We start from the raw sequence: 24519 nt of genomic DNA, 5'->3' as shown, positions 1-24519 counted from the left end.
AGGGGCCGCTTCTCCAGAGCTCTTCTATATATGATCTCGATAATTCCGGAATTATTGCCACCGGGGAGCCGTGAGTGACCGACCAGGTGCCCAAGGGCATTCAGATAAACGTTCCGAACGTCGCCCGCATGTATGACTACTACTTGGGCGGCAAGGACAACTTCCCCGCCGACCGTGAGGCCGCGGAGAGGGCGCTGACCGTCGTCCCCGAGATCCGCCACAGCGCCCGCTCCAACCGCGCGTTCCTCGGCCGTGCCGTCGATTTCATCGCCGCGTCGGGCGTCCGCCAGTTCATCGACATCGGGGCCGGCCTGCCGACCCAGAACAACGTGCACCAGGTCGCCCCGAACGCCCGGGTCGTCTACATCGACAACGACCCGACCGTCCTGGTCCATGGCAGGGCGATCCTGGGCAAGAACGAGAATGTGACCATCGTCGAGGGGGACCTGCGCCGTCCCGGCGAGATCCTGAACAACCCGGACGTCCTCGCGGCGATCGACTTCGACCAGCCGGTGGCGATTCTCCTGCTGTCGATCATGCACTTCATCCCGGACGAGGACGACCCCGAGGGGATCATCGCCACGCTCCGCGACGCCATGGCACCCGGCAGCCATCTGGCCCTGTCCCACGTCGCGATCGACGCCCGGCCCGCGGCGGCCGACGGGGTCACCCAGGCGTACGACCGGGCGTCCGCGCCCTTCGTCGCCCGGACGGGCAAGGAGATCATCCGCATGTTCGACGGCTTCGACGTGGTCGAGCCCGGCATCGTCAACCTTCCCGAGTGGCGCCCGGAACCCGGCACCGTGGTGCCCTACAAGGGCATCGCGTCGTATTTCCTGGGCGGGGTCGGAGTCGTCACCGACGACAGGTGATCCCCATCTGGCGGAAGGGATTCGGCGGAGGGTCAGAGAGCACACCGCGCCGGACGGCCTGCCCCGGGAGAAGCCCCGAGGCCGCCGACGGCGATCGATCGCCCGCCTGACGAAGGACGGGCAGGCCGTTCGGTACGGCCTGCCCGGAAGAAGGCCGGAGGCCTCCGTCAGGCGGGCGATCACCGCTTGGCGGAGATGACCAGGCCATCCGCCACGACCTGCCCTGAAACCGTCAGCGGCGGCGGACGATCGCCCGCCTGACGGAGGCCAACAAGCCGTACTGGACGACCTTCTCCGCGGCGGCCAGGTTCTTCCTGACCGCGCCCAGTTCCTTGCGCAGGCCGCCGACCTCGCGTCGCAACTCGACCGCGCTTCTGCGCCAGCGGCTCGCCTCGTCGCGCCACCTGGTCACCTGCCCGCGGAGGCGTTCGGCCTCCTTCATGAGGCGGGCCACCTCCGCCTCCGCCTCGGCCCTGGCCCGGTACGCGCTGCGGCGACCGTCAAGCGGCCGGGCCTCGGGCAGGAACCCGTAGGTCTCGCCGTCCACCCAGAGCACCCCGAAGGTGTCTTCCACGGCGTCGTCCAGGTCCTCGCCCTCTTCCGCGACGATCGCGGCGCGGGCGAAGGCGGCGGTGCGCTCCAGCCTGGCCGCGACGATCCCCTGGGCCGGGGTCTCAGCCAGCAGCACCGAGATCAGGCCGTATCCCTCGTCCCTGGCCAGGTCGAGCAGGCGCGCGAGCGTGTCCTGCTCCGGCACCCATCCGGCGGGCAGCCTCAGCCGGTACGGCGCGGCCTCCGCCGGTGCCGGGGACGGCGCGGCGTTCTCCGCCTCCGGCCGGCTCTCCTCCCTCGGCGGGTACGGCACGGCCGCCCGCGCCGCATGGGGGGAGCCGAGGGTGAACCGCACCCGGGGCTCGTGGGCGTAGTGGCCGCGGATCAGCACCAGGTCCAGGTCCGGGTTCGTGAGCGGTGCGCGGCCCTCCGTCCTGACCCGGTCCCAGTGGCCGGGAACGGTGACCACCACATCGGGCAGGGTGCCCGCGAGGACGGCGTCCACGGTGGCGCGGACCTCGTCGTATCCGTGGCCGCCCGCGGATTCCCCGTTCTCCCCGCCCGGCCTCGCCGCCGGTTCGACGACCACCTCCAGATAGGGCACCTTCCACTGCCTGGCCGGGTGGGAACGGAGCCACCGGTAGGCCGGGATCCGGTCGGCCACGAACGCGTGGCTGACCCGGTCGATCGGGGCCTTGCCGCGCATCCGCATGGTGGGGCCCAGATGGAACGCGCGGGCCAGCGGCTCGGGCACGAAGACCGCGCCCGCCTGGGCGAGCCGGTAGCCCATCTCGGTGTCCTGGCCGAGGATGAGCTCGGTGTCCATCGGCCCGGCCTGGGCCAGCAGCGCGGCGTTGACCGAGGTGGCTCCGCCCACGTGCAGGCTGAACGCGCGGTGCGGGTTGCCGGTGAGGCCGTCGGTCCGCTCGATCAGGTCCACCAGCCAGGCGTGCGGCTCGGCGGGCTCGAAGAGCTCGGCCAGGTCGCCGGCTGCGGCCACCGCCTCGGGGGTGGGCAGCTCGGCCGGGGTGAAGCGCAGGTAACCGGTCACCACGAGGTACGGCGCCGCGTGGTGCCAGCGCATGTGCGCCTCGACCGACCGGCGGTCCAGGACCACGTCGGAGTCCAGCCAGTGGATCACGTCGCCGGTGGCGGCCCGGAGCCCGGCGTTGCGGGCGTGGGCCCGGCCGGGGGTGGGGCAGACGACCAGCCGGGTGCCCTCCGGGCGGAGCGCGGGCAGGCGCAGCGGCGGCTCGCTGCCGTTGTCCACCACGATGACCTCGGTGAGCCCGGCGGGGTAGGTCTGCCCGGCCAGCCCGGCCAGTGTCAGGTCGAGCTTGTCCTGGCCGCCGTAGGCGGGCACGACCACGCTGACGCGCAGCGACGGTGTCCAGGCGCCGAGTTCCGGCGGAGTGAGGCTCCGGTAGTCGTTGCCGGTGATCCGTGCTGTCATGATTTTTCCAGAATCAGGCTCGGGCGGAAGCCGCGCCACTGGTTCGACGCGACGCGCAGGAAGTGGGCGAGCGGGAGCCTCCAGGTGTGCTCGGCGCCCACCGAACGCCGCAGTACGTAGCCGAGGCCGTGCGTGCGGTAGACACGCGCCCCGGCCGCGTGGGCCGCTTTCAGGAAGGCGGCGTCCACCCCGCGGGGCAGGGCGGGGAATCCTCCGGTCTCCCGGAACCCGGCCCGGTCGACCAGGATCGTTCCTCCGGCCACGTGGTCGGACCAGACCTCGCTGGTGTAGTCGGTGCGGCGGATCGTGACGTTCAGCGGTTCCAGGTAGAAGAACTCGGCCGCGGTGCCCACGATGTCCGCGCCGCTGTAGGACCTCGCGAGGAGGAGGTCGGACAGGTGCTCGGGGCCGTACCAGTCGTCGTCGTCCCACTTGGCGACGTATTCGCCGCTCGCCCTGGCCGCGGCCTGGTTGAGCACCTCTCCGAACGGGGTCGCCATACCGGCCTCGACCACCGTGACCTGCCCGCCGAATTCCGCCAGGGCCCGCCGTACCTCTTCGTGTCCGGCGGGGACGCCGTGCAGGGCCAGCAGGACCTCCACCTCCACCCGTCGCTGCCGGGCGATCTGGGCGAGCGCCGACCCCAGCAGGTGCGGACGCATGCTGGACATCACAACGCTGACCTTGGGCGTGACCGCCGCGGCGCGGCGTGCGAGCCCGTGGCGGCGCAGCCGTACGCTGTGCTCCTCCCGGCGCAGGTCGGCGGTGCAGCGCGAGGTGCCGTGGCGGGTCTGGGCGATCCAGTCTCCGGCGGTGATCAGCCCGGCGAGCGCGGGGTCGGCCCGGACGGCCCACTCCGGGGTCTCCTCCGCGTGGAGCGGCACGCCCGCGGCGGCGAGGTCGGCCAGCGCGGCCAGGTCCACGGGATCTCGGGGCCAGCCGACGCGCAGCCCGCGCAGCGACCGCAGCCCGGTGAGGGACTCGTCCTCGACCATCCAGCGGCCGTGCTCCCACCGAACGTCCGCGACATCCCTGGAAGGGGTTCTCAGGAAACCCGCGGGGTTCAGCCCGGCCCCCTGCGGGTCAAGTTCGGTGACAGCTGCCATGAGGGTGATTCCTCGCCTGATCAGTACGTTTGAGCGATTTTTGCCGGTACAAACGCCTTACCCTAGCCAAGCCTGAACGGTTACCCTCTCCTGACCCGTCGCGGTCAGCGGTCGGCGGGCACCGGCCTGACCTTGCCGCCGATCACCTCACCCAGCGGGCGAACCGTCGTGCCGCGCTTCTCGCGGGCGACGAGCCAGACGAGGAAGTCGTCCAGAACCTTCGGAGGCACCGAGTAGAGGCCGCAGTCGTCGCAGACGCGGTGGATGACGAGGGGGACGAGCCCGCCGCCGCTCTTTTCCGCGTTGAGCACGTACTGCTTGATCTGCTTGAGCGAGGTGTCGTCCCGGACCGAGCCCGGCGTGCGGACCCGGAAGGGGTTCTTCGGGGGAACACCCTCCGCCGACGGGCAGATGGAGGGGCAGTTCCAGTGCTTGAGCCCGCCGACCGTGCGGGCCGCGTTGTAGCCGCACCGCGCGGCCGTGCGCATGGCGTCGGCGTCGACCGCGCCGAACGGGTAGGCGAAGGTCGTGGCCCTGTAGCCCATGCCCAGCAGCGCCCTGCGGTCGTCGCAGATCTGCTCGCGCTGGAGGTCTGAGGTGAGCTCGGTGAGACGGCTGTGGTTCAGCGTGTGGCCGCCGATCTCGTGACCGGCCCTGGCGATGGCCTTCACCTGGTCGCGGGTCAGCTTGCCCTCGTTTCCGAGGGTCGCGCTGTTGATGTAGAAGGTCCCCCGCACGCCCCGCTTCTGGAGCATGCGCGCCGCCGCCACGTGGGTGGCGTCGCCATCGTCGAAACCGATCGCCACCACCGTCTCAGGCGTGCCGCTCCCGGCCTGGGCCACCTGCCCGAAGCAGACCTGAGCCGCCTGCCCGAGACAGAGGAGCACGGCCACGAGGGCGAGCGGACGACCCGGGGGGCGGATGTAAGACACAGAAGCACCATACGCCCCACCGGGACATCTATGAGCTGAAACCTATGAGGCGTCCTCACCTTCGACCCGCATGACGCTCACCACGTCACGGACGATGTCCATCTCGCGCAGACCCTCGATGGTGGCCGACAGCGCGGCGTCACTGGCCCGGTGGGTGACCAGGACGAGCTGGGCGTCCTCGCCGTGGCCCTCCTGGCGGACGGTCTGGATGGACACGTCCTGCTTGGCGAACATGTCGGCGACCCGGGCGAGCACGCCCGGCTTGTCGGCGACGTCCAGGGAGACGTGATAACGCGTGACGGTCTCACCCATCGGGTGCACCACGAGGTCGGCGTAGGTGGACTCCTCGGGACCCCGGGTGCCGGCCAGCAGGTTACGGGCCACGGCCACGATGTCGCCCAGCACCGCGCTCGCCGTCGGGGCACCACCGGCGCCCGCGCCGTAGAACATGAGCTGCCCGGCGGACTGGGCCTCCACGAAGACCGCGTTGTAGGCCTCGCGGACGCCGGCCAGCGGGTGCGTCCTGGGGATCATGGCCGGGTGCACCCGGACGCCGAAGGAACGGCCGTCCTCGGAGCGGGCGCAGATCGCCAGCAGCTTGATGACGTAACCCATCGCCTTGGCGCTGGCCACGTCGGTCGCGGTGATCTCGGTGATGCCCTCACGATGCACGTCGGCGGCCGTCACCCGGCTGTGGAAGGCGATCCCGGCGAGGATCGCGGCCTTTGCGGCGGCGTCGAAGCCCTCCACGTCCGCGGTGGGGTCGGCCTCGGCGTATCCCAGGGCCTGGGCCTCCTCCAGCGCGTCGGAGAACGAGGCGCCGTCCGTGTCCATCTTGTCGAGGATGTAGTTGGTGGTGCCGTTGACGATCCCGAGCACGCGATGCACGTGGTCCCCGGCCAGGGACTCGCGCAGCGGCCGGATCAGCGGGATCGCGCCCGCGACGGCCGCCTCGAAGTACAGGTCCGCGTTGTTGGCCTTGGCCGCGCCGTGGATGGTCGCGCCGTCCTCGGCCAGCAACGCCTTGTTGGCCGTGACGACCGACTTGCCCTTGTTCATCGCGGCCAGGATGAGCGACCTGGCGGGCTCGATGCCCCCGATCACCTCGACGACGATGTCGACGTCGTCGCGGTTGACCAGGGCCTCGGCGTCGGTGGTGAGCAGGGCGGGATCCACGTCGGCGTCCCGCCTGCGACCCAGCCGCCGCACGGCGACGCCGACGAGCTCCAGCGGGGCTCCGACACGCGCGGCGAGGTCGTCGGCCTGCTCGTGCATGAGCCGGATCACCTGGGAACCGACGACACCGCACCCGAGAAGAGCGACTTTCACTGCCATCAGCTCGCACCCCTTTTCTCGTTCACCGGAATCTCACCAGGATGCTTCGGCCTCCCGGCCGGAGGGAAATGGCGTTCAACGGATGTCAAAGCTGCCCTCTCAGGAGGTCGTCCTCGGTCTCCCGGCGGACGATCACACGGGACGCCCCGTCCTTGACCGCGACCACGGCGGGCTTGGGGAGGTAGTTGTAGTTGTTGGCGAGCGAGCGGCAGTAGGCGCCGGTGCCCGCGACGGCGATCAGGTCGCCGGTGGCCAGATCTTGGGGCAGCCACAGGTCACGAACCACCATGTCGCCGCTCTCGCAGTGCTTGCCGACCAGGCGGGAGAGCATCGGCCCCGCGGCGCTCTCGCGGGAGGCGAGGCGCGCGGTGTATTCCGCGCCGTAGAGGGCCGTGCGGATGTTGTCGCTCATGCCGCCGTCGACGCTGACGTAGGTCCGCAGCCCCTCGACGTCCTTGATCGTTCCGACCTCGTAGAGGGTCACGCCCGCGATCCCGGCGATGGACCGGCCCGGCTCGACGGTGAGCCTGGGCACCGGCAGCCCGGCGGACTCGGCCACCTTGGCGACGATCTCCCGAAGGCTGTCGGCGATCTCCTTCACGTCGGGCGCGGTGTCGCCCTCGACGTAGGGGATGCCGTAGCCGCCGCCGAGGTCGAGCTCCGGCAGGACGGCGCCGTGCTCCTCCTTGATCTGCACCAGGAGGGTGGCCAGGCGGCGCGCGGCCACCTCGAACCCGGCGGTGTCGGTGATCTGGGAACCGATGTGGGAGTGCAGGCCGACGAGTTCGAGCTGGGGCAGCGCGAGGATACGGCGAGCCGCTTCGGCGGCGGCGCCGGCGCTCAGCGAGAAGCCGAACTTCTGGTCGTCGTGAGCGGTGGCGATGAACTCGTGGGTGTGCGCCTCCACGCCCACGGTGACCCGGATCATGACCTGGAGACGCCTGCCGTGCTTGTCGGCCAGGAAGCCCAGGCGGGCGATCTCCTCGAAGGAGTCGGCCACGATGCGCCCGACCCCGACCTCGACGGCCTTCTCCAGCTCGGCGAGCGACTTGTTGTTGCCGTGCAGGGTGACCCGCTCGGGCGGGAACCCGACGCTCAGCGCGACGGCGAGCTCACCCGCGCTGCACACGTCGAGGCCGAGCCCCTCCTGCATGATCCAGCGGGCGACCTCACGGCACAGGAACGCCTTGCCGGCGTAGTGGACCTCGCCCCCGGCGAACGCGTCCCTGTAGTCGCGGCACCGGGAACGGAAGTCTTCCTCGTCCACCACGTAGAGCGGGGTGCCGTGTTCTTCGACCAGGTCCCTGACGTCCATGCCGCCGATCGTGATCGAGCCGCCGGTGCGGCTCGACGTTCGTGGCCAGATCGTCGGGTCGAGGACGTTCAGGTCGGCGGGTGCGTGCGGAGGGCGCTCCTCAGGCAGCACTTCGGCGTGCCGGTCACCGGCGGGGTGGGCGAATCGACTCACCCGATCGAGGCTATCGGACCCGGTGATATCTGTGAGACAGGTGCCCACCTAGCGAGACACGATCATACGGAAATACGCGAATTTTTCGTGCGATTAATAACTTAAGCCATATAATTTTACGTTTTGCGATGATCTGACCGCTATCCATCACAGCCGGTCCGGTGCCGCCTCGCCCAGGGCCGCCAGCCCCTCGGCCAGCACCTCCCGTACGGCCCGGGCCAGCCGTACGCGGGCGGTGTGCAGGGCCGACGGCCTCTCGTCCCCCACAGGCAGCGCGGGAGCATGCTCGAACGCGTCGTGGTAGGCCAGGGCGAGCTGCTCGGCGTAGGCCGCCCACCCGGGATCCCGGCTCACCCGCCTGCCGGGCACCTCGGCCAGCGACCTGAGCACCGCCCGGTCCCACCGGCCGTCGAGCAGCTCCGGCCGGAACTCCCCGCCGACGCCCAGGTCAGCCGCCCAGCGCCGCACGGCGACCGCCCGCGCATGCGCGTATCTCACGACGAATCCGGGGTTGCTCCATGTCCGGGGGAAGTCGTCCCAGGGCGAGACCCCCGCACCTCTCGGGAGACCGGCGGTCCTTGGGAGGCCCGCGCCCTCCAGGGGGTTCACTCCCCTCGGAAGCTCCGCCCCCTTCGGCAGGCCGGAGCCCCTCGCGGGGCCCGCGCCCTCCGGGAGATCCGCGCCGATCTCGGTGACCAGCTCCCCCGGCACCTCGACCGCGATCTCCAGAAACCCGTCGGCCCGCACCCGGACGTCCGCGATTCCCGGCAGCGGGCGCAGCCGTGCCGCCAGCTCCCCCGGCGCCTCTCTCCTGCGCAGCGCGGCCGGGGAGACGTAGAGCGCCTCCTCGGCCCACGTTCCCTGCGGGATCGGCGGCAGGCCGAGGAGCTCGGTGAGCTGGCCGGGCGTCACGCCTGGCAGCTTAGACGAGGGCGTGCGGCTCGGCCGGGCCGTACTCGACGAGCTGAGCCGAGCCGAGGAGCCAGCGGTCGCCGTCGCGGCGGCAGACGTAACCGAAACGGTCGGCGGAGAAGACCTTGATCCCGTCCGTACGGCACTGGCGCATCAGCACCTCGTCCCAGCCCTCGGAGACGTCGGCGAAGCCGAGGCCGCGCAGGACGGTACGGCGGGCCAGCAGGGTGGCTCCGGCGATCTCGGGGAGGTAGGAGTACTCGGCGGCGGGCTGGCGCAGCAGCGTGGCGGCGACGTCGCTCAGGTGGGCGTAGAAAGCCGCCTTGCCGACGATGTCGGCGGTGGTGAACAGGAAGGCCCGGGTGAGATCGGCCAGATAGTGCTCGCCGTACACGTCCCGGGCGTCCATGACCGCCACCAGGTCTCCCTGGCACAGGTCGAGGGCCCGGTTCAGCTGGCCGCCGATGGTGAGCCCGGGTCCGGCACGGCGGACCATGACCTCCACCCCTTCGGGCATCGCGGCGCGGGCCCGCTCGGCGGCGTTCTCGGCGTCCGTCAGCAGCACCAGCTGAACGACGCCCTTCTGCGGCGCGACCTGGGCCAGGGTGTGGTCGAGGTCGCCCCGGTCAATCATGATCACCGAGATGTTCAGGGTGGCCCGCGCGCTGGGCAGCCCGACCGCGTCGAGCAGGTCGTCCACCTTCTGGCTCATCGTGCCGGAGGCGTAGGCCTGGCGGAGCGCCAGGTGGGCACGGCGGGCTTCGGCCCCGTCGGCGGCGGTCCCGGCCTCGGCCGCGGCCCCGGCGGCGGGAGGGGTCGCTCCGGGGTCCGGCGCGGCGTCCCCGGGACGCGAGGCCGCGATCGGCGTGCCGCAGGCGGCCAGCTCACCCATCCGCCAGGCCGGCGTGCCCGGCGGGCAGTACACGGCCTTGGGCCAGCGGTAGGAGGTGAGCACGTCCGGATACGACAGGTGCCCGGGAAGCAGCTCGTCCAGGGTGAGCACCCGGTCGAACCGGTCCCCGGCCAGCGGCAGCGGGTTGTGCACGCGCGGCTGGACGGCGAAGGGCAGCAGCCCCAGCGAGGGCGCCCGGCGGCCGGGCGGCGGCTCCTGCGAGGCCAGGGCGGCACCCCACGCTCCCACGGACGCGGGCAGCGCGGAGACGATGTGCTCGAACAGCCTCGCGGCGGCCACGAAACGGTCGGCCTCGCCTCGGGTGTGCCAGAAAACCGTGCGGATGCCCCGCTCCGCGCACCAGGACAGCAGCGCGTGCAGCCCCTCACCCGGCTCTCTCAGCTCCTCGGCCCACGGCCCTTCGGTGACCGACTCGACCAGCAGCAGGTGCGGGATCTCGGCGGCCAGCACCCGGGGGAAGTCGTGAGGCGTGAAGCCGGTGGTCTGCCGCCACTCGTAGCGCAGCAGCGCCTCGGCGTGCGGCTCTGCGACGACGGCCACGGTCAGGTGGGGACGGGTGTTCGGGCCGGTCGGGACGCGGAAGGGCTTGAGCTTGACCGACTTGCCGCCGACGGTCCTGACGGACGTGGTGGCCTGGAAGGACGCGCCCGGGGCCTGCCTGTCGGCGACCTTGTTCGGGACGGGCTGGCGCTTGGGCGCCACTGGACGTTTGACGGGCTTGGCCACTCCGCGCAGGCCACGCGCCAGCCGGACCGGGTTGCTCTTACCCGTCTTGATCGCGTCACCGAGCCGGGACCAGCGGGCCACCTGCACCGACGAGAGCTTCCACTTCGCCACCTCGGCCTGGTAACGCTGCTCGGCCAGATCCCTGCGGAGTTTCTCCTCGGCCGTCTGCACGGCCTCCAGCCGCTCCTCGGTCTGATTCAAACGCTCCTGGACCCCGCGCAGCTCCGCCGTCGCGCGCTCCGCTTCGGCGATTTTGGCCTGCGCCGCATCGAGCAGCCGAGCCAGTTCGGCGGCCCGTTCCGCCTGGGCCACGGCCTCCCGCAACGCCGATCGTGTGCTTTCGAGTTGCTCGCCCGCCACGTCGTCCTCCGATTCCTGAGCCGGGCGAAAGGATACCCTTTGGTCAATCGCGACATAGAGGAGTCAGCACGGTGCAGTGGCCGACGTTCAATGTGAGACCGTACGTCTGCGGCGGCATCGGACACCTCGACGAGGACGTCCTTTCGGCCCTGCAGGACGCCGGGCCCCGGGTGAGGCCCGCGCTGCGGGCGCCCGAGGCGGCCCTGTTCAGCTCCTCGCCGTTGCCGCCCTACCAGCGCGACGACCGGACCTGGGCGTTCGCCTGGGGAGAGCGCAAGCCGGCCAAGGCGTCGACGTGGATCAGCGTGGCGGAGGAGTTCGAGACACCCGGCCTGATCGACGACGGGGACCGGATCGCGCTGCACGCCGGCGGGCTCGGCCTGGTGGACGTCTACTACCTGTTCCGGGACCGGGCGGTCTATTTCTCCTCCCTGCTGGAGCCGCTGCTGGCCATCGCGCGCACGCCGTACGAGATCAACTGGGACGCCTGGGCGTCGATCATCCAGCTGACCTTCCCCCTTCGCGACGACACCCCCTACGTCCAGGTCAGGCGGCTGGCCGGGGCCAGCGCGCTGGTCTTCGACCGGGCGTCGGGGCGGATCACGACGGAGCGGAGACTGCCCAGGTGGCTGCGTGAGGAGCCGTTCGAGGCGGGGCGGACGGCCGGGGAGATCCTGGAGATCCTGCACGAGGTCTACAAGGAGTTCGACGGGCGCCCGCTGCTCGTGCCGGTCAGCGGCGGCTACGACTCGCGTCTGCTGTGCTCGGTCGCGGTGGCCCGGGGCGCCGACGTGGAATCCTGGACGACGAGCCCGGACGACGGCACCGACACCGACATCGCCTTCGCCCGCGCGATAACCCGCGAGCTGGGCGTACGGCACCGCGTGATCGCCCAGGACCCCTCCGCCTACCCTGACGACGCGCTGGCCGTCGCACGCCGGCTGGAATTCCTCACCCCGCACCACGCCTGGTACACCCCGTTCGCCCGCGAGGTCCACAAGGCGGGCCGGACGCTGGTGGACGGGCTGGCCGGGGGACCGCTGCTGAAGAACTTCATGGTCAGCGGGGCAGCTCTGGAGGCGTCCTCGCAGGCCGAGCGGAAGGCGGCGCTGCTCGGCTCCCTGGCACTCGGCACCCCGTCGGTGCCGTTCCTGTCCGAGCAGGCCTCCGCCTGGATCACCGCCTCGGTCGGCGCGTCCTTCACCCAGGCGACCTCGATGCTCAACGGCCACCGGGCCGAGCTGCCGCTGTCGGTCCTGCACACCCGGACCGCCCGGGGCATCGCCCGCTCCCCGGTCAACCTGGTCGGCCCCGAGGTGTCGTTCGTGGCGCCGTTCATGCACCCGGACTTCTTCGACGCCGCGCTCTCCGTGGGCGTGGCCCGCAAGGACAAGGGGCGGTTCTACCGGGAGGTCCTGTACGCGGCCAACGCGCGCGTCGCCGCGCTGCCCTCCACCAACGTGGTCAAGCAGCCGCTCCAGCGGGTCCCGCTGCGCTCGGCCGCGGCGCCCGCGCGGGAGTACGGCCACCGGATGCTGACCCGGGTCGCGGCCACCGTGCCCTCGCTGCTGTCGGAGCAGCTTCACGGCGTGGTCGCCGAGGGCCCGGACGCCCTGGCGCGCTTCAACGGCTGGAACGACCGGTTCTGGGTGCGGAGCCTGGTGCTGTTCGGCGCCTGGCTCGGCGACTACGAGGACCGTCTCCCCGACCTCACCCCACCCTGGGCCTGACCCGTCCCCCTCGGCGACCAGGTTGAGCACCCGCCCGATCTCGCCATGGCGTAAGGCCATGGAGCGGGCGCAGGCCGACCCTGCGGCATACGAGCTTGAACGGCGTCGCGCGGCGAGACTCGCGGCTCATCCGCCTCACAATTCTCAAGGCTTCAGGCGGGTGCCGCCGCCGACGGTCGGCGCGGCTTCCGAGAGGCGCTCGAAACGGTCCGACGGCCGTACGGCCGGGCAGGAATCCGGATCCTTCGAAGGCGTGATCCACGGGTCCGCCGCGCGGGGTGCACCCCGGCGAATCTTCCGGCATAAGCCGAGGTCAGCGCCGTGGCGCGGGGCGCGTTTTGCAAAAAAGAGCGGTACGTGACACGGCGATTACGAGCGGATGGCGCGATGGTTACGGGGATTTCGCGGCGCCGGGGCGAGATGGCCCGTTTGACGGGCTTGGCCACGCTCGTACGGCTGGTAGTGTTCGGCGCAGAAAGCGCCACAACGGATGGCACCGAATCACAAATTCGGTCCGCCGGGGGCATGGAGCTCGTGGGGATGACGGCTCCCGCCAGCGCGGTCACCAAAATCATCAGCCGGGCAAACCGGTGACTTCGTCCTGCCCTTTCTCACTGTGAGCGAGAACACGATGAACGCATCCCCCCACCACGAGTCCGTCCCCGAGGACTTCGTCTCGGCGGACCCCCAGTGGTACAAGCGCGCCGTTTTCTATGAGGTGCTGGTCCGGGGGTTCAAGGACTCCAACGGGGACGGCACCGGAGACCTGCGCGGTCTGATCGAGAAGCTGGACTACCTCGAGTGGCTCGGCGTCGACTGCCTGTGGTTGCTCCCCCTCTACGAGTCGCCGCTGCGCGACGGCGGCTACGACATCGCCGACTACATGAAGATCCTGCCGGACTTCGGTGACCTCGGGGACTTCGTGCAGCTCGTCGAGTCGGCGCACGCGCGTGGCATCCGCATCATCACCGACCTGGTGATGAACCACACCAGCGACAAGCACCCGTGGTTCCAGGCCTCGCGGCACGACCCCGAGGGCCCCTACGGCGACTTCTACGTCTGGGCCGACGAGCCCACCGGATACCCCGACGCGCCGATCATCTTCATCGGCGCCGAGGAGTCCAACTGGACCTACGACCCGGTCCGCAAGCAGTACTACTGGCACCGCTTCTTCCACCACCAGCCGGACCTGAACTACGAGAACCCGGCGGTCCAGGAGGCCATGCTGGAGGTCCTGCGGTTCTGGATGGACCTGGGCATCGACGGCTTCCGCCTGGACGCCGTGCCGTACCTCTTCGAGCGCGAGGGCACGAACTGCTCCGGCCTGCCGGAGACCCACGCGTACCTGAAGAAGGTCCGCGCCGAGGTGGACCGTCTCTACCCGGACCGGGTGCTGCTGGCCGAGGCCAACGGCTGGCCCGAGGACGTGGTGGAGTACTTCGGCGACCCGTCCGTCGGCGGCGACGAGTGCCACATGGCCTTCCACTTCCCGCTCATGCCGCGCATCTTCATGGCCGTGCGGCGGGGCACCCGCGAGCCGATCTCCGAGATCATGTCGCGGACGCCGAAGCTCCCCGAGACCGCCCAGTGGGGCATCTTCCTGCGCAACCACGACGAGCTGACCCTGGAGACGGTCACCGAAGAGGAGCGCGACTACATGCACGCCGAGTATGCCAAGGACCCGCGTATGCGGGCCTACCTGGGCATCCGGCGCCGCCTGGCCCCGCTGCTGGACAACGACCGCGACCAGATCGAGCTGTTCACCGCGCTGCTGCTGTCGCTGCCCGGCTCGCCGGTCATGTACTACGGCGACGAGATCGGCATGGGCGACAACATCTGGCTGGAGGACCGCGACGCGGTCCGTACGCCGATGCAGTGGAGCCCGGACCGCAACGCCGGGTTCTCCCAGGCCGACCCGGGCCGCCTCTACCTCCCGGCCGTCATGGACCCGATCTACGGATTCCAGGCGGTCAACGTGGAGGCCCAGCAGAAGAACCCGGCGTCCCTGCTCCACTTCACCAAGAGGATGCTGGAGATCCGCCGCAACCACCCGGTCTTCGGCACCGGCATCTACAACGAGCTGTGGTCCAGCAACCCCGCCGTGCTGTCCTACGTCCGCGAGGACGGGGACGACGTGATGCTGTGCGTCAACAACCTGTCGAAGTACCCGCAGCCGGTGGAGCTGGACCTGCAGCGCTTCGAGGGCATGACGCCGGTCGAGGCCCGGGGCGGAGTCCCGTTCCCGCAGGTGGGCAGCCTGCCCTACCTGCTGACCCTGCCGGGTCACGGCTTCTATTGGTTCTCCCTCACCAAGCACTGACCCTTTTCGGCGGTCAGGTGGTCCGGGGTCGCTCACGAGTGAGCGGCCCCGCGATTTTTCATGATCTGCTGGGATCGGCGATCTATAGATCATCAATCCCAGCAGATCTAACTATGTCATGACATGTAGTCTTCGCTGTCATGCCTCCCGGTGGCCCGGGGCGCTACCGGGTCCGGGTTCACCCGCTGAGCCCGATCGGCCTCCCGGGAAGACGCCTATCTGGCCGTTACCGGGATCTGGGCGCGGGCCGCCTTGCGGGCGGGGATCAACGCCACCAGCAGGGCCGCGCCGATCGCCGTGAACACGGCGACGGCCAGGGTCAGGAACGAGGGGGTACGGCCGATGCCTGCGCCGACGCCGCTGGTGTGGCCCTGCAGGTCGATCAGGCCGCCGACCAGCGAGGCCCCGGCCGCGGTGCCCGCGACCACGCCCAGCACGACGAGCAGGCCGGTGCCGGTGACCAGTGTCGCGGCCACCTGCCTCGGGGTGAGGCCCATCGCCTTGAGCACCGCCAGATCCAGCGCGTGGTCGCGCAGGCCGAGGGCACTCGCGGTCAGCAGGTTGGCCAGGCCGAGCAGCGAGAGCACGACGACCAGCGCCACGATCACCACACGGATGATCGCGAGCCGTTCCGCCGGGTTGACCACCCGGTGGACCTCCAGCTCCTCATTCGAGGCGGCCAGCAGCCGGGCGCGGACCGCGGCCGGGTCGGCTCCCGGCTTGAGCACCAGGCTGTAGAACTGGGGCGGCACCGCATCCTTGGGGGCCAGGGTGTCCATCCCGAAGGAGAGCACCTCCCCGTCCTGGTCGGGCTCCACCACGCGGCCCACGATGTGCACGATCAGCGGCGTGCCGCCGACCGTCACCCGCACCCGGTCGCCGATCTTCACCCCCAGCAGGTCGAGCAGCCCCTGACCGGCCACGGCCTCGCCCCGGGCGGCGAACAGCCGCCCCTCCACCACCGAGAAGGGGTACGGCTCGGCGGAGGTGCCCAGCGCGCGGGCCAGCACGCTTCTGGTCTGCTCCGGCTCCAGCGCGGAGACCTCACTGCCCGGGTAGATGGCCGCCACCTCCGGGTCGGCCCGGGCGATCCGCGCGGCGTCCTCGGCGGGAAGCTTGTCGGGGTGGACCGTGAGCGCCGCCGCCTGGCCCACCTGTTCGGGGTGGCGCAGGAAGTCGTCCAGGGTCGCCCAGCACCCCAGGCCGATCGTGATCATCATCATCGGTATGGCGAGGCCGAAGATGCTCAGGAACGCGGGGACGCGTCTGGTGAAGGCGTCACGGGTGCCCAGGACGAGGGCGGGCGGCAGCCGTACGAGGAGGGCGAGCCGGGCCATCCGCGACAGACGGCCCCTCGGCGGCGCGGCGGGGACCGCGGGGATCGGCGGCGTCCGGCTCCCGCGCCAGGCGGGCAGGGCCACGGCGACGAGGACCACCACGGCGGTTCCGGCGGTGATCGCGAGCAGCGGGACCGGCGAGAGCGGCAGGATCGGCACGCCGTCCAGCGCGAACGAGGCGGCCACCTGCCCGCAGACCAGCCCGATCACGATGCCGAGCAGACCGAGCGCGCCGTGCTCCAGCACGAGCAGGCCGAAGATCTGGCCGCGGGTGTAGCCGAGCGACTTGAGGGTGGCGAGGTCACGTGTCTGGGCGAGCACGCGGCCGCCCACCGCGTTGGCGATGGCCAGCGCGGCGGCGACCAGACCGGCGATGCCGAACAGCGCGAGCAGCAGGCCGAGCAGCCGGTTGTCCAGCTCCATGGAGGCGCGGACCTCGCGCCAGGTGGACATGCGCTGGAGTTGCTCGTCCAGCAGGGTGACGGCCCCGTGCACGACCGGAAGCGTGTCTTCCCCGTCGGCGAGCCGCAGCCCGGTGACCGATTCGCTGCGGCCGAGCGCGGGCTCGATCCTGTCGAGGATGGAGGTCGTGGTCCAGGCCAGGCCAGGAGTCCACTCGGGATAGAAGCCCTGGTCGGCGGTGTCGGCCAGGCCGACCACGGTCAGCGGGTGCGAGGCGCCGTTGAGCGCGGTGACGGGGAAGGCACCGCCCACCCGCAGGCCGAGCGCCTCGGCGAAAGAGCTCTCGACGACGACACCGTCGGTTTCACCGGAACTCAGCCACCGGCCCTGGCGGACCAGCGGGGTCGCCACCGAGGGGAGCCGATCCAGCATCCCGCGCAGCGCCACGGGTGACTTCTTGCCCTCCAGCGTGAGCATCACGGGCGCCGTCCGGTACGGCCCGGCCACCTCGACCACGCCGTGGAGCCGGGACAGCGCGGCCACGTCCGGGGCGTCCTTGGTGTGGATCCACACGTGTGCGCCCCTGGACTCGGCGAACAGTCCCCGCCACGGGTTGGTCCCGTCTTCGAGGAGCGTCGCCGAGGTGATCAGCGCCGCGACGATCCCCGCCACCGCGAGCACCGTCAGCAGCGCCTGCCCCCGCCGCGCTTTCAGGTCGGCCCGGATCCATCTGGCCGAGGCCTTGGCCGTGCTCACGTCCGGGACCCCGCTCTGCGGCCCGGTCTCGGCTTCGGGCTCGGGTGGGAGGCGGCGCGCACCGGTCACCCCCTCAGCTCGACGACGTCGCCCGCGGAGGTCCTGGGACGGCGGCGGCTCACGCCGATGGCGCCGTCGTCGACGATCTCGCCGTCGAGCAGGGAGATCACGCGGTCGGCCAGGCTCGCCACCCGGGCGTCGTGGGTGACGAGGATGACGGTCTGGCCGTCGCGGTGGACCTCGCCGAGCAGGCGCAGGACGTCGCGGGTGTTGCGGCTGTCGAGGTTGCCGGTGGGCTCGTCGGCGAGCAGCAGGCTCGGCTTGTTGGCCAGGGCCCTGGCCAGCGCGACCCGCTGCTGCTCACCGCCGGCGAGCTGGGCGGGGGCCGCGTCGGCGCGGTCGGTCAGGCCGAGCTCGCCCAGGAGGTATTCCCGGCGTTCGCGAGCCTCCCGTGTGGAGGCTCCCGCCAGCAGCGCGGGCAGTTCGACGTTGTCGGCCACGGTCATGTTGGCGACCAGGTTGAAGAACTGGAAGACGAAACCGATCTTCTGCCTGCGCAGGAGCGCCCAGGCGCTCTCGTTCAGCGTGTCGACCCGCGCGCCGTCCAGCCAGATCTCGCCGCTGGTCCGGGCGTCCAGGCCGCCGAGCATGTGGACCAGCGTCGACTTGCCCGACCCCGACGGCCCCATGATCGCGACGAACTCCCCCGGCTCCACCCGCAGGTCCACCCCTCGAACGGCGGGCACCGGCACCCCGCCGTTCTGGTAGATCTTGACGAGATTGACCGTGTTGACGATGGGGGGTGAACTCACGACAGGTCCTCCTGGCAGCGTTCGAGCCAGTCGAGGTCGGCCTGCAGGTGCAGCATGGCTCCCTCGATCAACAGGAGCGCGACGCGATTGTCCCGATCGGTTCGCTCGGCGAGTTCGTTCAGGTCGCGCATGAGCGCAAGGTAGTGGCGGCGCTGGCGGTTGATCAACGCCATCCGGTCCGCGATGCCGGTCATCGGGGCCAGCACGAGCTTCATGAAGAACTCGTCCCGGACCCGCGGCCCCTCGGTGGGCTCGTCCACCCACACGTCGAGGGCCTCCCGGCCTGCGGCGGTCAGATAGTACACCTTCTTGTTCGGACGGTTGGACTGTTCGACATCCACAGCACGCACCAGCCCGTCTTTTTCCAGCCGGCCGAGCGTGACGTAGATCTGCCCGATGTTCGGCGACGGGTAGGCGCTGCCAAAGATTTGCTCAAGCGCCTGTTTCAGCTCGTATCCGTGGGCAGGTTCTTTCGCGAGGAGCGCCAACAGCGACTGCCTCACGCCCCACCTCCTCGACGTGCTCGTTACCTGAGCGTTACGGGACTATCCGTTGACGTCCACATTAACGCTGTGCATAACATGCATGCATCTACCTAACACGTATGTAACCGCCCTGAAATACGGAGGCAACCGATGCGCCGTCTGCTCCCTGTGGCGCTCGCCGTGCTCGTCACGGCGAGTTGCTCGGGAGCCGTCACGCAGGATGCCGAGCGTTCGAGCGGGACCGGCCCGTTCACCCTCGTGACGGGGCGTGACACGACCGGCTATCTGCAACCGCTGCTCGATCGGTGGAACGAGGCCCACCCGGCCGAGCGCGCCACCCTCCTCGAACTGCCCGAGGCGGCCGACGAGCAGCGCGCGCAGATGGTCGCCAACCTTCAGGCCAAGAGCGATCGCTACGACGTGCTCGGCCTCGACGTGGTCTGGACGGCGGAGTTCGCCGACGCCGGCTGGATCGTGCCGCTCGAACGCGGCATGTTCCCGCTGGACCGGTTCCTGCCACCGGTGGTGGACACCGCCGTCTACCGCGGCAAGCTCTGGGCGGTGCCGTACACCAGCAACGCCGGGCTGCTCTACTACCGCAAGGACCTGCTCGCCAAGCAGGGCTTCAAGCCGCCCAAGACCTGGGCGGAGCTGCGTGAGCAGGCCCGCGCGCTGCACGACAAGTACGGCATCGGTGGCTACGCGGGCCAGTTCCTGGCCTACGAGGGGCTGACCGTCAACTTCACCGAGGCCGTGCAGTCGGCCGGCGGGCAGATCCTCAGCCAGGACGGCACGCAGGTGACCATGGACGCGGCCAAGGCCAAGACCGGCCTCGACTTCCTGGTCGGAGGATTCCGCGAGGGATGGATCCCCCGGGAGTCGCTCTCCTTCAAGGAGGAGGAGTCGCGGCTGGCCTTCCAGGAGGGCCGCCTGGCCTTCGCCCGCAACTGGCCGCACGCGTACGGCCCGGCCACCACCTCGGCGGTCGCCAAGAAGTTCGGGGTGACCCGGCTGCCCGGGCTGAACGGCCCGGGCTCCAGCTCGCTGGGCGGGACCAACCTCGCGCTCAGCGCCTACTCCAAGCGGCAGAAGTCGGCGGCGGAGTTCATCCGCTACTTCACCAGCCTGGAGAACCAGCGACGGGTGCTCGTCGACGGCTCGTTCCCACCCGTGTGGGCCGAGCTGTACGACGACCCCGGCCTGATCAAGCGTTTCCCCTACTTGCCGGTCCTCAAGCAGAGCATCCTCTCCGCTCGGCCCAGACCGGCCAGTGCCAACTACAACCAGGTGAGCCTGGTGATCGCCAGTGCGGTCTCCAACGCTCTCACCCCACCCTTCAAGGAGGCCGGCGACGACATCGTCGCCTCCATGAAGGGGCAGCTCAACGAGATCATCCGGGCTCAGTAACCCGGGGGCGATCCCCCCGGTGAGTCGTCATCCCCGCTCTCGGTCCGAGCTGATCCGTCAACCCCCCTCTATCTGAATCTCGGCGGCCCCGGCCGCGCAGGAGGTCTGTTCAGCATGCGTAAGTCCATCATCACAGCGACGACGGCGGGGCTCGCCCTCGCCCTCGCCGCGTGCAGCGGTCAGGCATCCGACTCCGCCACCCCCAAGGCCGGAGCGGGCGAGAGCGCGCCCCCGGCGGCCAAGACGCTCGAAGGCGTGACCATCGAGGTCGCCGCCAAGTGGACCGGCCCCGAGCAGACCAACTTCCAGGAAGTGCTCAAGGCCTTCGAGGCCAAGACCGGCGCCAAGGTCACCTACGCCTCCACCGGTGAGGACACCGGCGCCTACCTCGGCCCCCGCATCCAGGGCAAGAACCCGCCGGACATCGCGATCCTGCCCCAGCCGGGCCTGGTCAAGCAGTACGCCGACCAGAAGGCGCTCAAGCCGCTCACCCCCGAGGTCCTCAAGCAGATCGACGACAACTACACCCCGTATTGGAAGGAGCTGGGCTCCGCCGACGGCCAGGCCTACGGCGTGCTGGTGAAGGCGGCCCACAAGTCGCTCATCTGGTACCGCGACAAGGCCTTCCAGGACGCCGGGGCGCAGCAGCCGGCCACCTGGGACGACCTCGTCAAGACCGCCCAGACGATCGCCGACTCCGGCACCCCCGCCTTCTCCCTGTGCGGCGCGTCCGGCTGGACCCTGACCGACCTGTTCGAGAACGTCTACCTGTCCAGCGCGGGCCCGGAGAACTACACCAAGCTCTCCAAGCACGAGATCCCGTGGACCGACCCCAGCGTGACCACCGCCCTGGAGAAGATCGCCCAGCTGGTCGGCAAGAAGGAGTTCCTGCTCGGCGGCTCGGCCGGCGCCCTGCAGACCGACTTCCCGACCTGCGTGACCCAGGTCTACGGCCAGGACAAGTCGGCGATGGTCATCGAGGCGGACTTCGTGGGCACCACCGCCGAGGAGTCCGGCGCCAAGCTCGGCGAGGAGGCCAAGTACTTCCCGTTCCCGAAGGCCGGTGGCACCGAGCCGGTCGTGCTGGGCGGCGACATCGCGGTGGCGCTGAAGGACTCCAAGGGCGCGATGGCGCTGCTGGAGTTCCTCGCCTCCAAGGAGGGCGGCGAGGTCTGGGCCAAGCTCCCCGGATACCTCTCCCCCAACCGCAACGTCTCGCCTGACAACTACCCGTCCGAGCTGACCAAGAAGCTCGCCCAGACGATCATCTCCGCCGGTGACGCCGTCCGCTACGACATGTCCGACCTCGCGCCCAGCGCCTTCGGCGGCACCGACGGCAAGGGCGAGTGGAAGCTCCTGCAGGACTTCGTGCGCGACCCGTCCAAGATCAAGGACATCCAGAACAAGCTTGAGGACGAGGCCAAGAAGGCCTGGAAGTAAAGGAGAGAGGCCGTGACCGACAGGTTCGACGGCCCGCAGAGCCCGCGCGGCGGCGGTGACGCCGCCCGCGGGTCCTCCTCCGGACCGGACGACTCCCATGGGGCTTCCACCGACCTGAACGACGAGCCCCCACCCCCACCCCCGGCGTCTACGGACGCCGAGACACCTCCATCCACCCGGCCGGGCGCGAACGCCGAGACGGTCTCATCCTCGCCGGAAAGCGCGACGGCCGCAGCGGTCGCGACGGCCTCTGGCGGGCCCTCCCGGCTGGGACCTCCGCCGCGAATGGCGATCTGGTTCCTGCTGCCGGGAATGGTCCTGCTCGGCTCGATGGTGATCTACCCGATCATCTACTCGATCTTCCGGAGCTTCTACGACAGCACCGGGAACACCTTCGTCGGTGTGGACAACTACGCCGCGATCTTCAGCGACGCCTCCACCCTGACCACGATCAGGAACAACCTGATCTGGGTCGTGGTGGCCCCCGCCCTGGTCACCGTGATGGGTCTGATCTTCGCGGTGCTGACCGAGCGGATCCGCTGGGCGACCGCGTTCAAGCTGATCGTGTTCATGCCGATGGCGGTCTCCCTGATGGCCTCCGGCGTCATCTTCCGCCTGGTGTACGAGCAGGACCCGGACCGGGGCGTGGCCAACGCCGTGATCACCTCGGTCCAGGACCTCTTCGGTACCCACCAGGGCTACCCGGACGCCCGGCCCAGGGACAACGAGAAGGCCCCGGTCGCCGCCCAGCAGGGCGCGGTGGTGACCAAGCAGCCCGCCAAACCCGGGCAGGCCGTACTCATCCCGCTGGTGGGCGTCAAGCCCGAGACCCTCGCGTCGGCCTCCACGGCCAAGGCCGTCCAGCCGGGGCCCGGCGAGCTGGCCGGGACCGTGTGGGTGGACTTCACCCAGGGCGGCGGCGGCGCGCTCAATCAGGTGGACGGCACCGAGAAGGCCCTGGCCGGGGTGACGGTCGAGGCGGTGCAGAACGGCGCCGTCAAGGCCACCGCCACCACCGAGGCCGACGGCACCTTCCGCTTCGCCGGGCTGGCTCCGGGCGACTACGTGGTACGGCTGCCGCAGTCGAACTTCGAGGCGGCCTTCAACGGAATCCCCTGGCTCGGCCCGACACTGATCACCCCGGCGGTCATCGGGGCGTTCATCTGGGTGTGGGCCGGGTTCTCCATGGTGCTGATCGCGGCCGGCCTCGCGGCCATCCCGCGCGACGCGCTGGAGGCGGCCCGCATCGACGGCGCCACCGAATGGCAGGTCTTCCGTAAGATCACCGTCCCGCTGCTCTCCCCCGTGCTGCTCGTCGTGTTCGTCACGATGATCATCAACACGCTGAAGGTCTTCGACCTGGTCTTCGTCATCGCACCGGGGTCGGTGCAGCCACAGGCCAACGTGATCGCGCTGGAGATGTGGCGCGTCGCGTTCGGCAGCAACAACCATGGGCTGGGCAGCGCGCTGGCCATCTTCCTGCTGATCCTCGTCCTGCCGTTCATGATTCTCAACATCCGCCGGTTCAGGAGGGACAACCAGTGACAACCTCCACTATCGGCGCGGGCGCCCCGCCTCGCAACGTTCTCAGCCGGGTCGTGGACCGGATCGGCGGTGGCCTGATCCAGGCACTGATGGTGCTGATCGGCGTTTTCTGGCTGGTCCCCACCCTCGGCCTGTTCGTGGTCTCGATCCGCGACGAGACGGCCAACAACTCCAGCGGCTGGTGGACGGTCTTCACCAAGCCCGCCGAGCTGACCCTCAAGAGCTACGCGGACCTGCTGGCCACCGGGTTCACCTCGTCGTTCTGGAACACCGTCCTCATCACGGTGCCCACGACCGTCCTGGTGATCGGCATCGCGGCCATGGCGGCCTACGCGTTCGCCTGGATGGAGTTCCCCGGCAGGGACGGGCTGTTCCTGGTGGTGGTGGGCCTGCTGGTGGTGCCGATCCAGATCGCGCTGATCCCGATCGCGAAGCTCTACGGCGCCGTCGGGATCTTCGGCTCCATCTCCGGCGTGGTGCTCTTCCACGTCGCCTTCGGGCTCCCCTTCGCCATCTTCCTGCTCCGTAACTTCTTCGCGGGCATCCCCCGCTCGCTGCTCGAAGCGGCCCGGATGGACGGCGCGGGCGAGTGGAAGATCTTCTCGACCGTGGTGTTCCCGCTGGCCAAGCCCGCGGTCGCCTCGCTCGGAATCTTCCAGTTCCTCTGGGTCTGGAACGACCTGCTCGTCGCCCTGGTCTTCGCCAACACCGAGAACCAGCCGATGACCAAGGCCTTGCAGTCTCAGATGCGGCAGTTCGGAACCAACATCGACATCCTGGCGCCGGGCGCCTTCCTGTCCTTGCTCATCCCGCTGGTCCTGTTCTTCGCCTTCCAGCGGTACTTCGTCCAGGGCATGATGGCCGGTTCGGTGAAATAAAGGGGGCAGGTCCGGTACGGCTTGCACGGATTTCTGGTGCCAGCCGTACCGGATCTCAAACCTCGATAGGGTTTCCGTATGTCCGCACGCCCTTTGAACGAAGTCGTGGAAGCCGGGTGGGCCAAGGCCCTGGAGCCCGTGGCCGAAAAGATCACCGAGATGGGTGACTTCCTCCGGAGTGAGGTGGCGGAGGGCCGGCAGTACCTCCCTTCGGGGCCCAACGTGCTCCGCGCCTTCCAGCAGCCCTTTAACGAGGTCAAGGTCCTGATCGTCGGTCAGGATCCCTATCCCACGCCGGGCCACCCGATCGGCCTGAGCTTCTCGGTGGCCGCCGACGTCCGCCCGATCCCGGGCAGCCTGCGCAACATCTACAAGGAGCTCACCGAAGACCTCGGGCTGCCGATGCCGAGCAACGGCGACCTGACCCCGTGGGCCGAGCACGGCGTGCTGCTGCTCAACCGGGTGCTCACCGTCATGCCGGGCAAGCCGGCCTCACACCGGGGCAAGGGCTGGGAAGAGGTCACCGAGCAGGCCATCAAGGCGCTCGCCGAGCGTGACAAGCCGCTGGTGGCGATCCTGTGGGGCCGCGACGCCCGCAACCTGCGCCCGATGCTGGGCAAGTTCCCGGCCATCGAGTCCGCCCACCCGAGCCCCCTGTCGGCTCGCAGCGGCTTTTTCGGCTCCCGGCCGTTCAGCCGGGCCAACGAACTCCTCGAACAGCAGGGCGCGACTCCGGTCGACTGGAAGCTGCCCTAGCCCATCCCACCCCGCCAGGGCA

At 70.1% G+C, this 24519-nt stretch carries 18 protein-coding genes; 8 read left to right on the top strand and 10 right to left on the bottom strand.

Annotated elements, in window-relative coordinates; all coding sequences use genetic code 11:
- The first annotated feature begins 74 nt into the window (after window positions 1–74).
- A complete protein-coding gene (locus ACFY2X_RS35360; protein WP_389947234.1) occupies window positions 75–872 on the top strand; it encodes an SAM-dependent methyltransferase in 798 nt (265 codons plus the stop codon).
- A gap of 232 nt (window positions 873–1104) precedes the next feature.
- On the opposite strand, the gene ACFY2X_RS35355 is transcribed toward ACFY2X_RS35360, so the two are convergent.
- From ACFY2X_RS35355 to ACFY2X_RS35325, 7 genes are all read right to left on the bottom strand, one after another.
- The gene (locus ACFY2X_RS35355) at window positions 1105–2877 is read right to left on the bottom strand and encodes a glycosyltransferase family 2 protein (RefSeq protein WP_389947232.1); all 1773 of its coding nucleotides are present in this window, start codon (window positions 2875–2877) and stop codon (window positions 1105–1107) included.
- Window positions 2874–3983, bottom strand: coding sequence for a glycosyltransferase family 2 protein (locus ACFY2X_RS35350; protein WP_389947230.1), 1110 nt, complete (start codon window positions 3981–3983; stop codon window positions 2874–2876). Before ACFY2X_RS35350 ends, ACFY2X_RS35355 begins: the two co-directional genes overlap by 4 nt.
- A gap of 104 nt (window positions 3984–4087) precedes the next feature.
- Window positions 4088–4915 (bottom strand): polysaccharide deacetylase family protein, encoded by an 828-nt coding sequence (locus ACFY2X_RS35345; RefSeq protein ID WP_389947228.1) that lies wholly within the window; start codon window positions 4913–4915, stop codon window positions 4088–4090.
- Window positions 4916–4957: 42 nt separating this feature from the next.
- A complete protein-coding gene (locus tag ACFY2X_RS35340; protein ID WP_389947226.1) occupies window positions 4958–6250 on the bottom strand; it encodes a homoserine dehydrogenase in 1293 nt (430 codons plus the stop codon).
- An 85-nt stretch (window positions 6251–6335) separates the two neighbouring features.
- Window positions 6336–7718 (bottom strand): diaminopimelate decarboxylase, encoded by a 1383-nt coding sequence (gene lysA / locus ACFY2X_RS35335; RefSeq protein WP_389947225.1) that lies wholly within the window; start codon window positions 7716–7718, stop codon window positions 6336–6338.
- Window positions 7719–7865: 147 nt separating this feature from the next.
- On the bottom strand, window positions 7866–8630 hold the full coding sequence (locus tag ACFY2X_RS35330) for a DALR anticodon-binding domain-containing protein (protein WP_389947223.1): 765 nt from the start codon (window positions 8628–8630) through the stop codon (window positions 7866–7868).
- Between the two features lie 10 nt (window positions 8631–8640).
- The gene (locus tag ACFY2X_RS35325; protein WP_389947221.1) at window positions 8641–10629 is read right to left on the bottom strand and encodes a hypothetical protein; all 1989 of its coding nucleotides are present in this window, start codon (window positions 10627–10629) and stop codon (window positions 8641–8643) included.
- Between the two features lie 71 nt (window positions 10630–10700).
- On the opposite strand from ACFY2X_RS35325, the gene ACFY2X_RS35320 reads away from it, so the two are divergent.
- Both ACFY2X_RS35320 and treS read left to right on the top strand, forming a co-directional pair.
- A complete protein-coding gene (locus tag ACFY2X_RS35320) occupies window positions 10701–12359 on the top strand; it encodes an asparagine synthetase B family protein (RefSeq protein WP_389947219.1) in 1659 nt (552 codons plus the stop codon).
- Between the two features lie 631 nt (window positions 12360–12990).
- Complete coding sequence (gene treS, locus ACFY2X_RS35315; RefSeq protein ID WP_389947217.1) at window positions 12991–14679, top strand: maltose alpha-D-glucosyltransferase; 1689 nt, start codon at window positions 12991–12993, stop codon at window positions 14677–14679.
- A gap of 215 nt (window positions 14680–14894) precedes the next feature.
- Here treS and ACFY2X_RS35310 read toward each other — a convergent pair whose 3' ends face one another.
- Genes ACFY2X_RS35310 through ACFY2X_RS35300 form a run of 3 tightly spaced genes read right to left on the bottom strand, consistent with a single transcriptional unit; the run spans window position 14895 to window position 18489 of the window.
- Window positions 14895–17243 carry an ABC transporter permease gene (locus tag ACFY2X_RS35310; RefSeq protein WP_389947215.1) on the bottom strand — a complete coding sequence of 783 codons (2349 nt, stop codon included), beginning with the start codon at window positions 17241–17243 and terminating at the stop codon, window positions 14895–14897.
- On the bottom strand, window positions 17240–17986 hold the full coding sequence (locus ACFY2X_RS35305) for an ABC transporter ATP-binding protein (protein WP_389947214.1): 747 nt from the start codon (window positions 17984–17986) through the stop codon (window positions 17240–17242). Before ACFY2X_RS35305 ends, ACFY2X_RS35310 begins: the two co-directional genes overlap by 4 nt.
- Entirely contained in the window at window positions 17983–18489 is a 507-nt protein-coding gene (locus ACFY2X_RS35300; protein ID WP_389947213.1) for a PadR family transcriptional regulator, read from the bottom strand. The genes ACFY2X_RS35305 and ACFY2X_RS35300 overlap by 4 nt, the downstream gene beginning before the upstream one ends.
- A 132-nt stretch (window positions 18490–18621) precedes the next feature.
- Between ACFY2X_RS35300 and ACFY2X_RS35295 the strand changes: the two genes are divergently transcribed.
- The 5 genes from ACFY2X_RS35295 (at window position 18622) to ACFY2X_RS35275 (ending at window position 24497) form a co-directional block, all read left to right on the top strand.
- Window positions 18622–19878 (top strand): ABC transporter substrate-binding protein, encoded by a 1257-nt coding sequence (locus tag ACFY2X_RS35295; protein ID WP_389947211.1) that lies wholly within the window; start codon window positions 18622–18624, stop codon window positions 19876–19878.
- 114 nt (window positions 19879–19992) lie between these two features.
- Complete coding sequence (locus ACFY2X_RS35290) at window positions 19993–21318, top strand: ABC transporter substrate-binding protein (RefSeq protein ID WP_389947209.1); 1326 nt, start codon at window positions 19993–19995, stop codon at window positions 21316–21318.
- A gap of 12 nt (window positions 21319–21330) precedes the next feature.
- A complete protein-coding gene (locus ACFY2X_RS35285) occupies window positions 21331–22863 on the top strand; it encodes an ABC transporter permease subunit (RefSeq protein ID WP_389947207.1) in 1533 nt (510 codons plus the stop codon).
- Entirely contained in the window at window positions 22860–23741 is an 882-nt protein-coding gene (locus tag ACFY2X_RS35280) for a carbohydrate ABC transporter permease (protein ID WP_389947205.1), read from the top strand. The genes ACFY2X_RS35285 and ACFY2X_RS35280 overlap by 4 nt, the downstream gene beginning before the upstream one ends.
- Window positions 23742–23819: 78 nt before the next feature.
- Window positions 23820–24497, top strand: a complete 678-nt coding sequence (locus tag ACFY2X_RS35275) for a uracil-DNA glycosylase (RefSeq protein ID WP_389947203.1) — start codon at window positions 23820–23822, stop codon at window positions 24495–24497.
- Window positions 24498–24519: the final 22 nt, after the last annotated feature.

It is taken from the genome of Streptosporangium sp. NPDC000396 (assembly GCF_042898655.1).
Classification (GTDB): domain Bacteria; phylum Actinomycetota; class Actinomycetes; order Streptosporangiales; family Streptosporangiaceae; genus Streptosporangium.
This window is presented reverse-complemented; position numbering and strand designations above follow the sequence as displayed.

Excerpts from the sequence above, each read along its gene's own strand:
- ACFY2X_RS35355 (WP_389947232.1), bottom strand. The coding sequence starts at position 2,877 with ATGACAGCACGGATCACCGGCAACGACTACCGGAGCCTCACTCCGCCG.
- ACFY2X_RS35350 (WP_389947230.1), bottom strand. The coding sequence starts at position 3,983 with ATGGCAGCTGTCACCGAACTTGACCCGCAGGGGGCCGGGCTGAACCCC.
- ACFY2X_RS35340 (WP_389947226.1), bottom strand. The coding sequence starts at position 6,250 with ATGGCAGTGAAAGTCGCTCTTCTCGGGTGCGGTGTCGTCGGTTCCCAG.
- treS (WP_389947217.1), top strand. The coding sequence starts at position 12,991 with ATGAACGCATCCCCCCACCACGAGTCCGTCCCCGAGGACTTCGTCTCG.
- ACFY2X_RS35295 (WP_389947211.1), top strand. The coding sequence starts at position 18,622 with ATGCGCCGTCTGCTCCCTGTGGCGCTCGCCGTGCTCGTCACGGCGAGT.
- ACFY2X_RS35290 (WP_389947209.1), top strand. The coding sequence starts at position 19,993 with ATGCGTAAGTCCATCATCACAGCGACGACGGCGGGGCTCGCCCTCGCC.
- ACFY2X_RS35275 (WP_389947203.1), top strand. The coding sequence starts at position 23,820 with ATGTCCGCACGCCCTTTGAACGAAGTCGTGGAAGCCGGGTGGGCCAAG.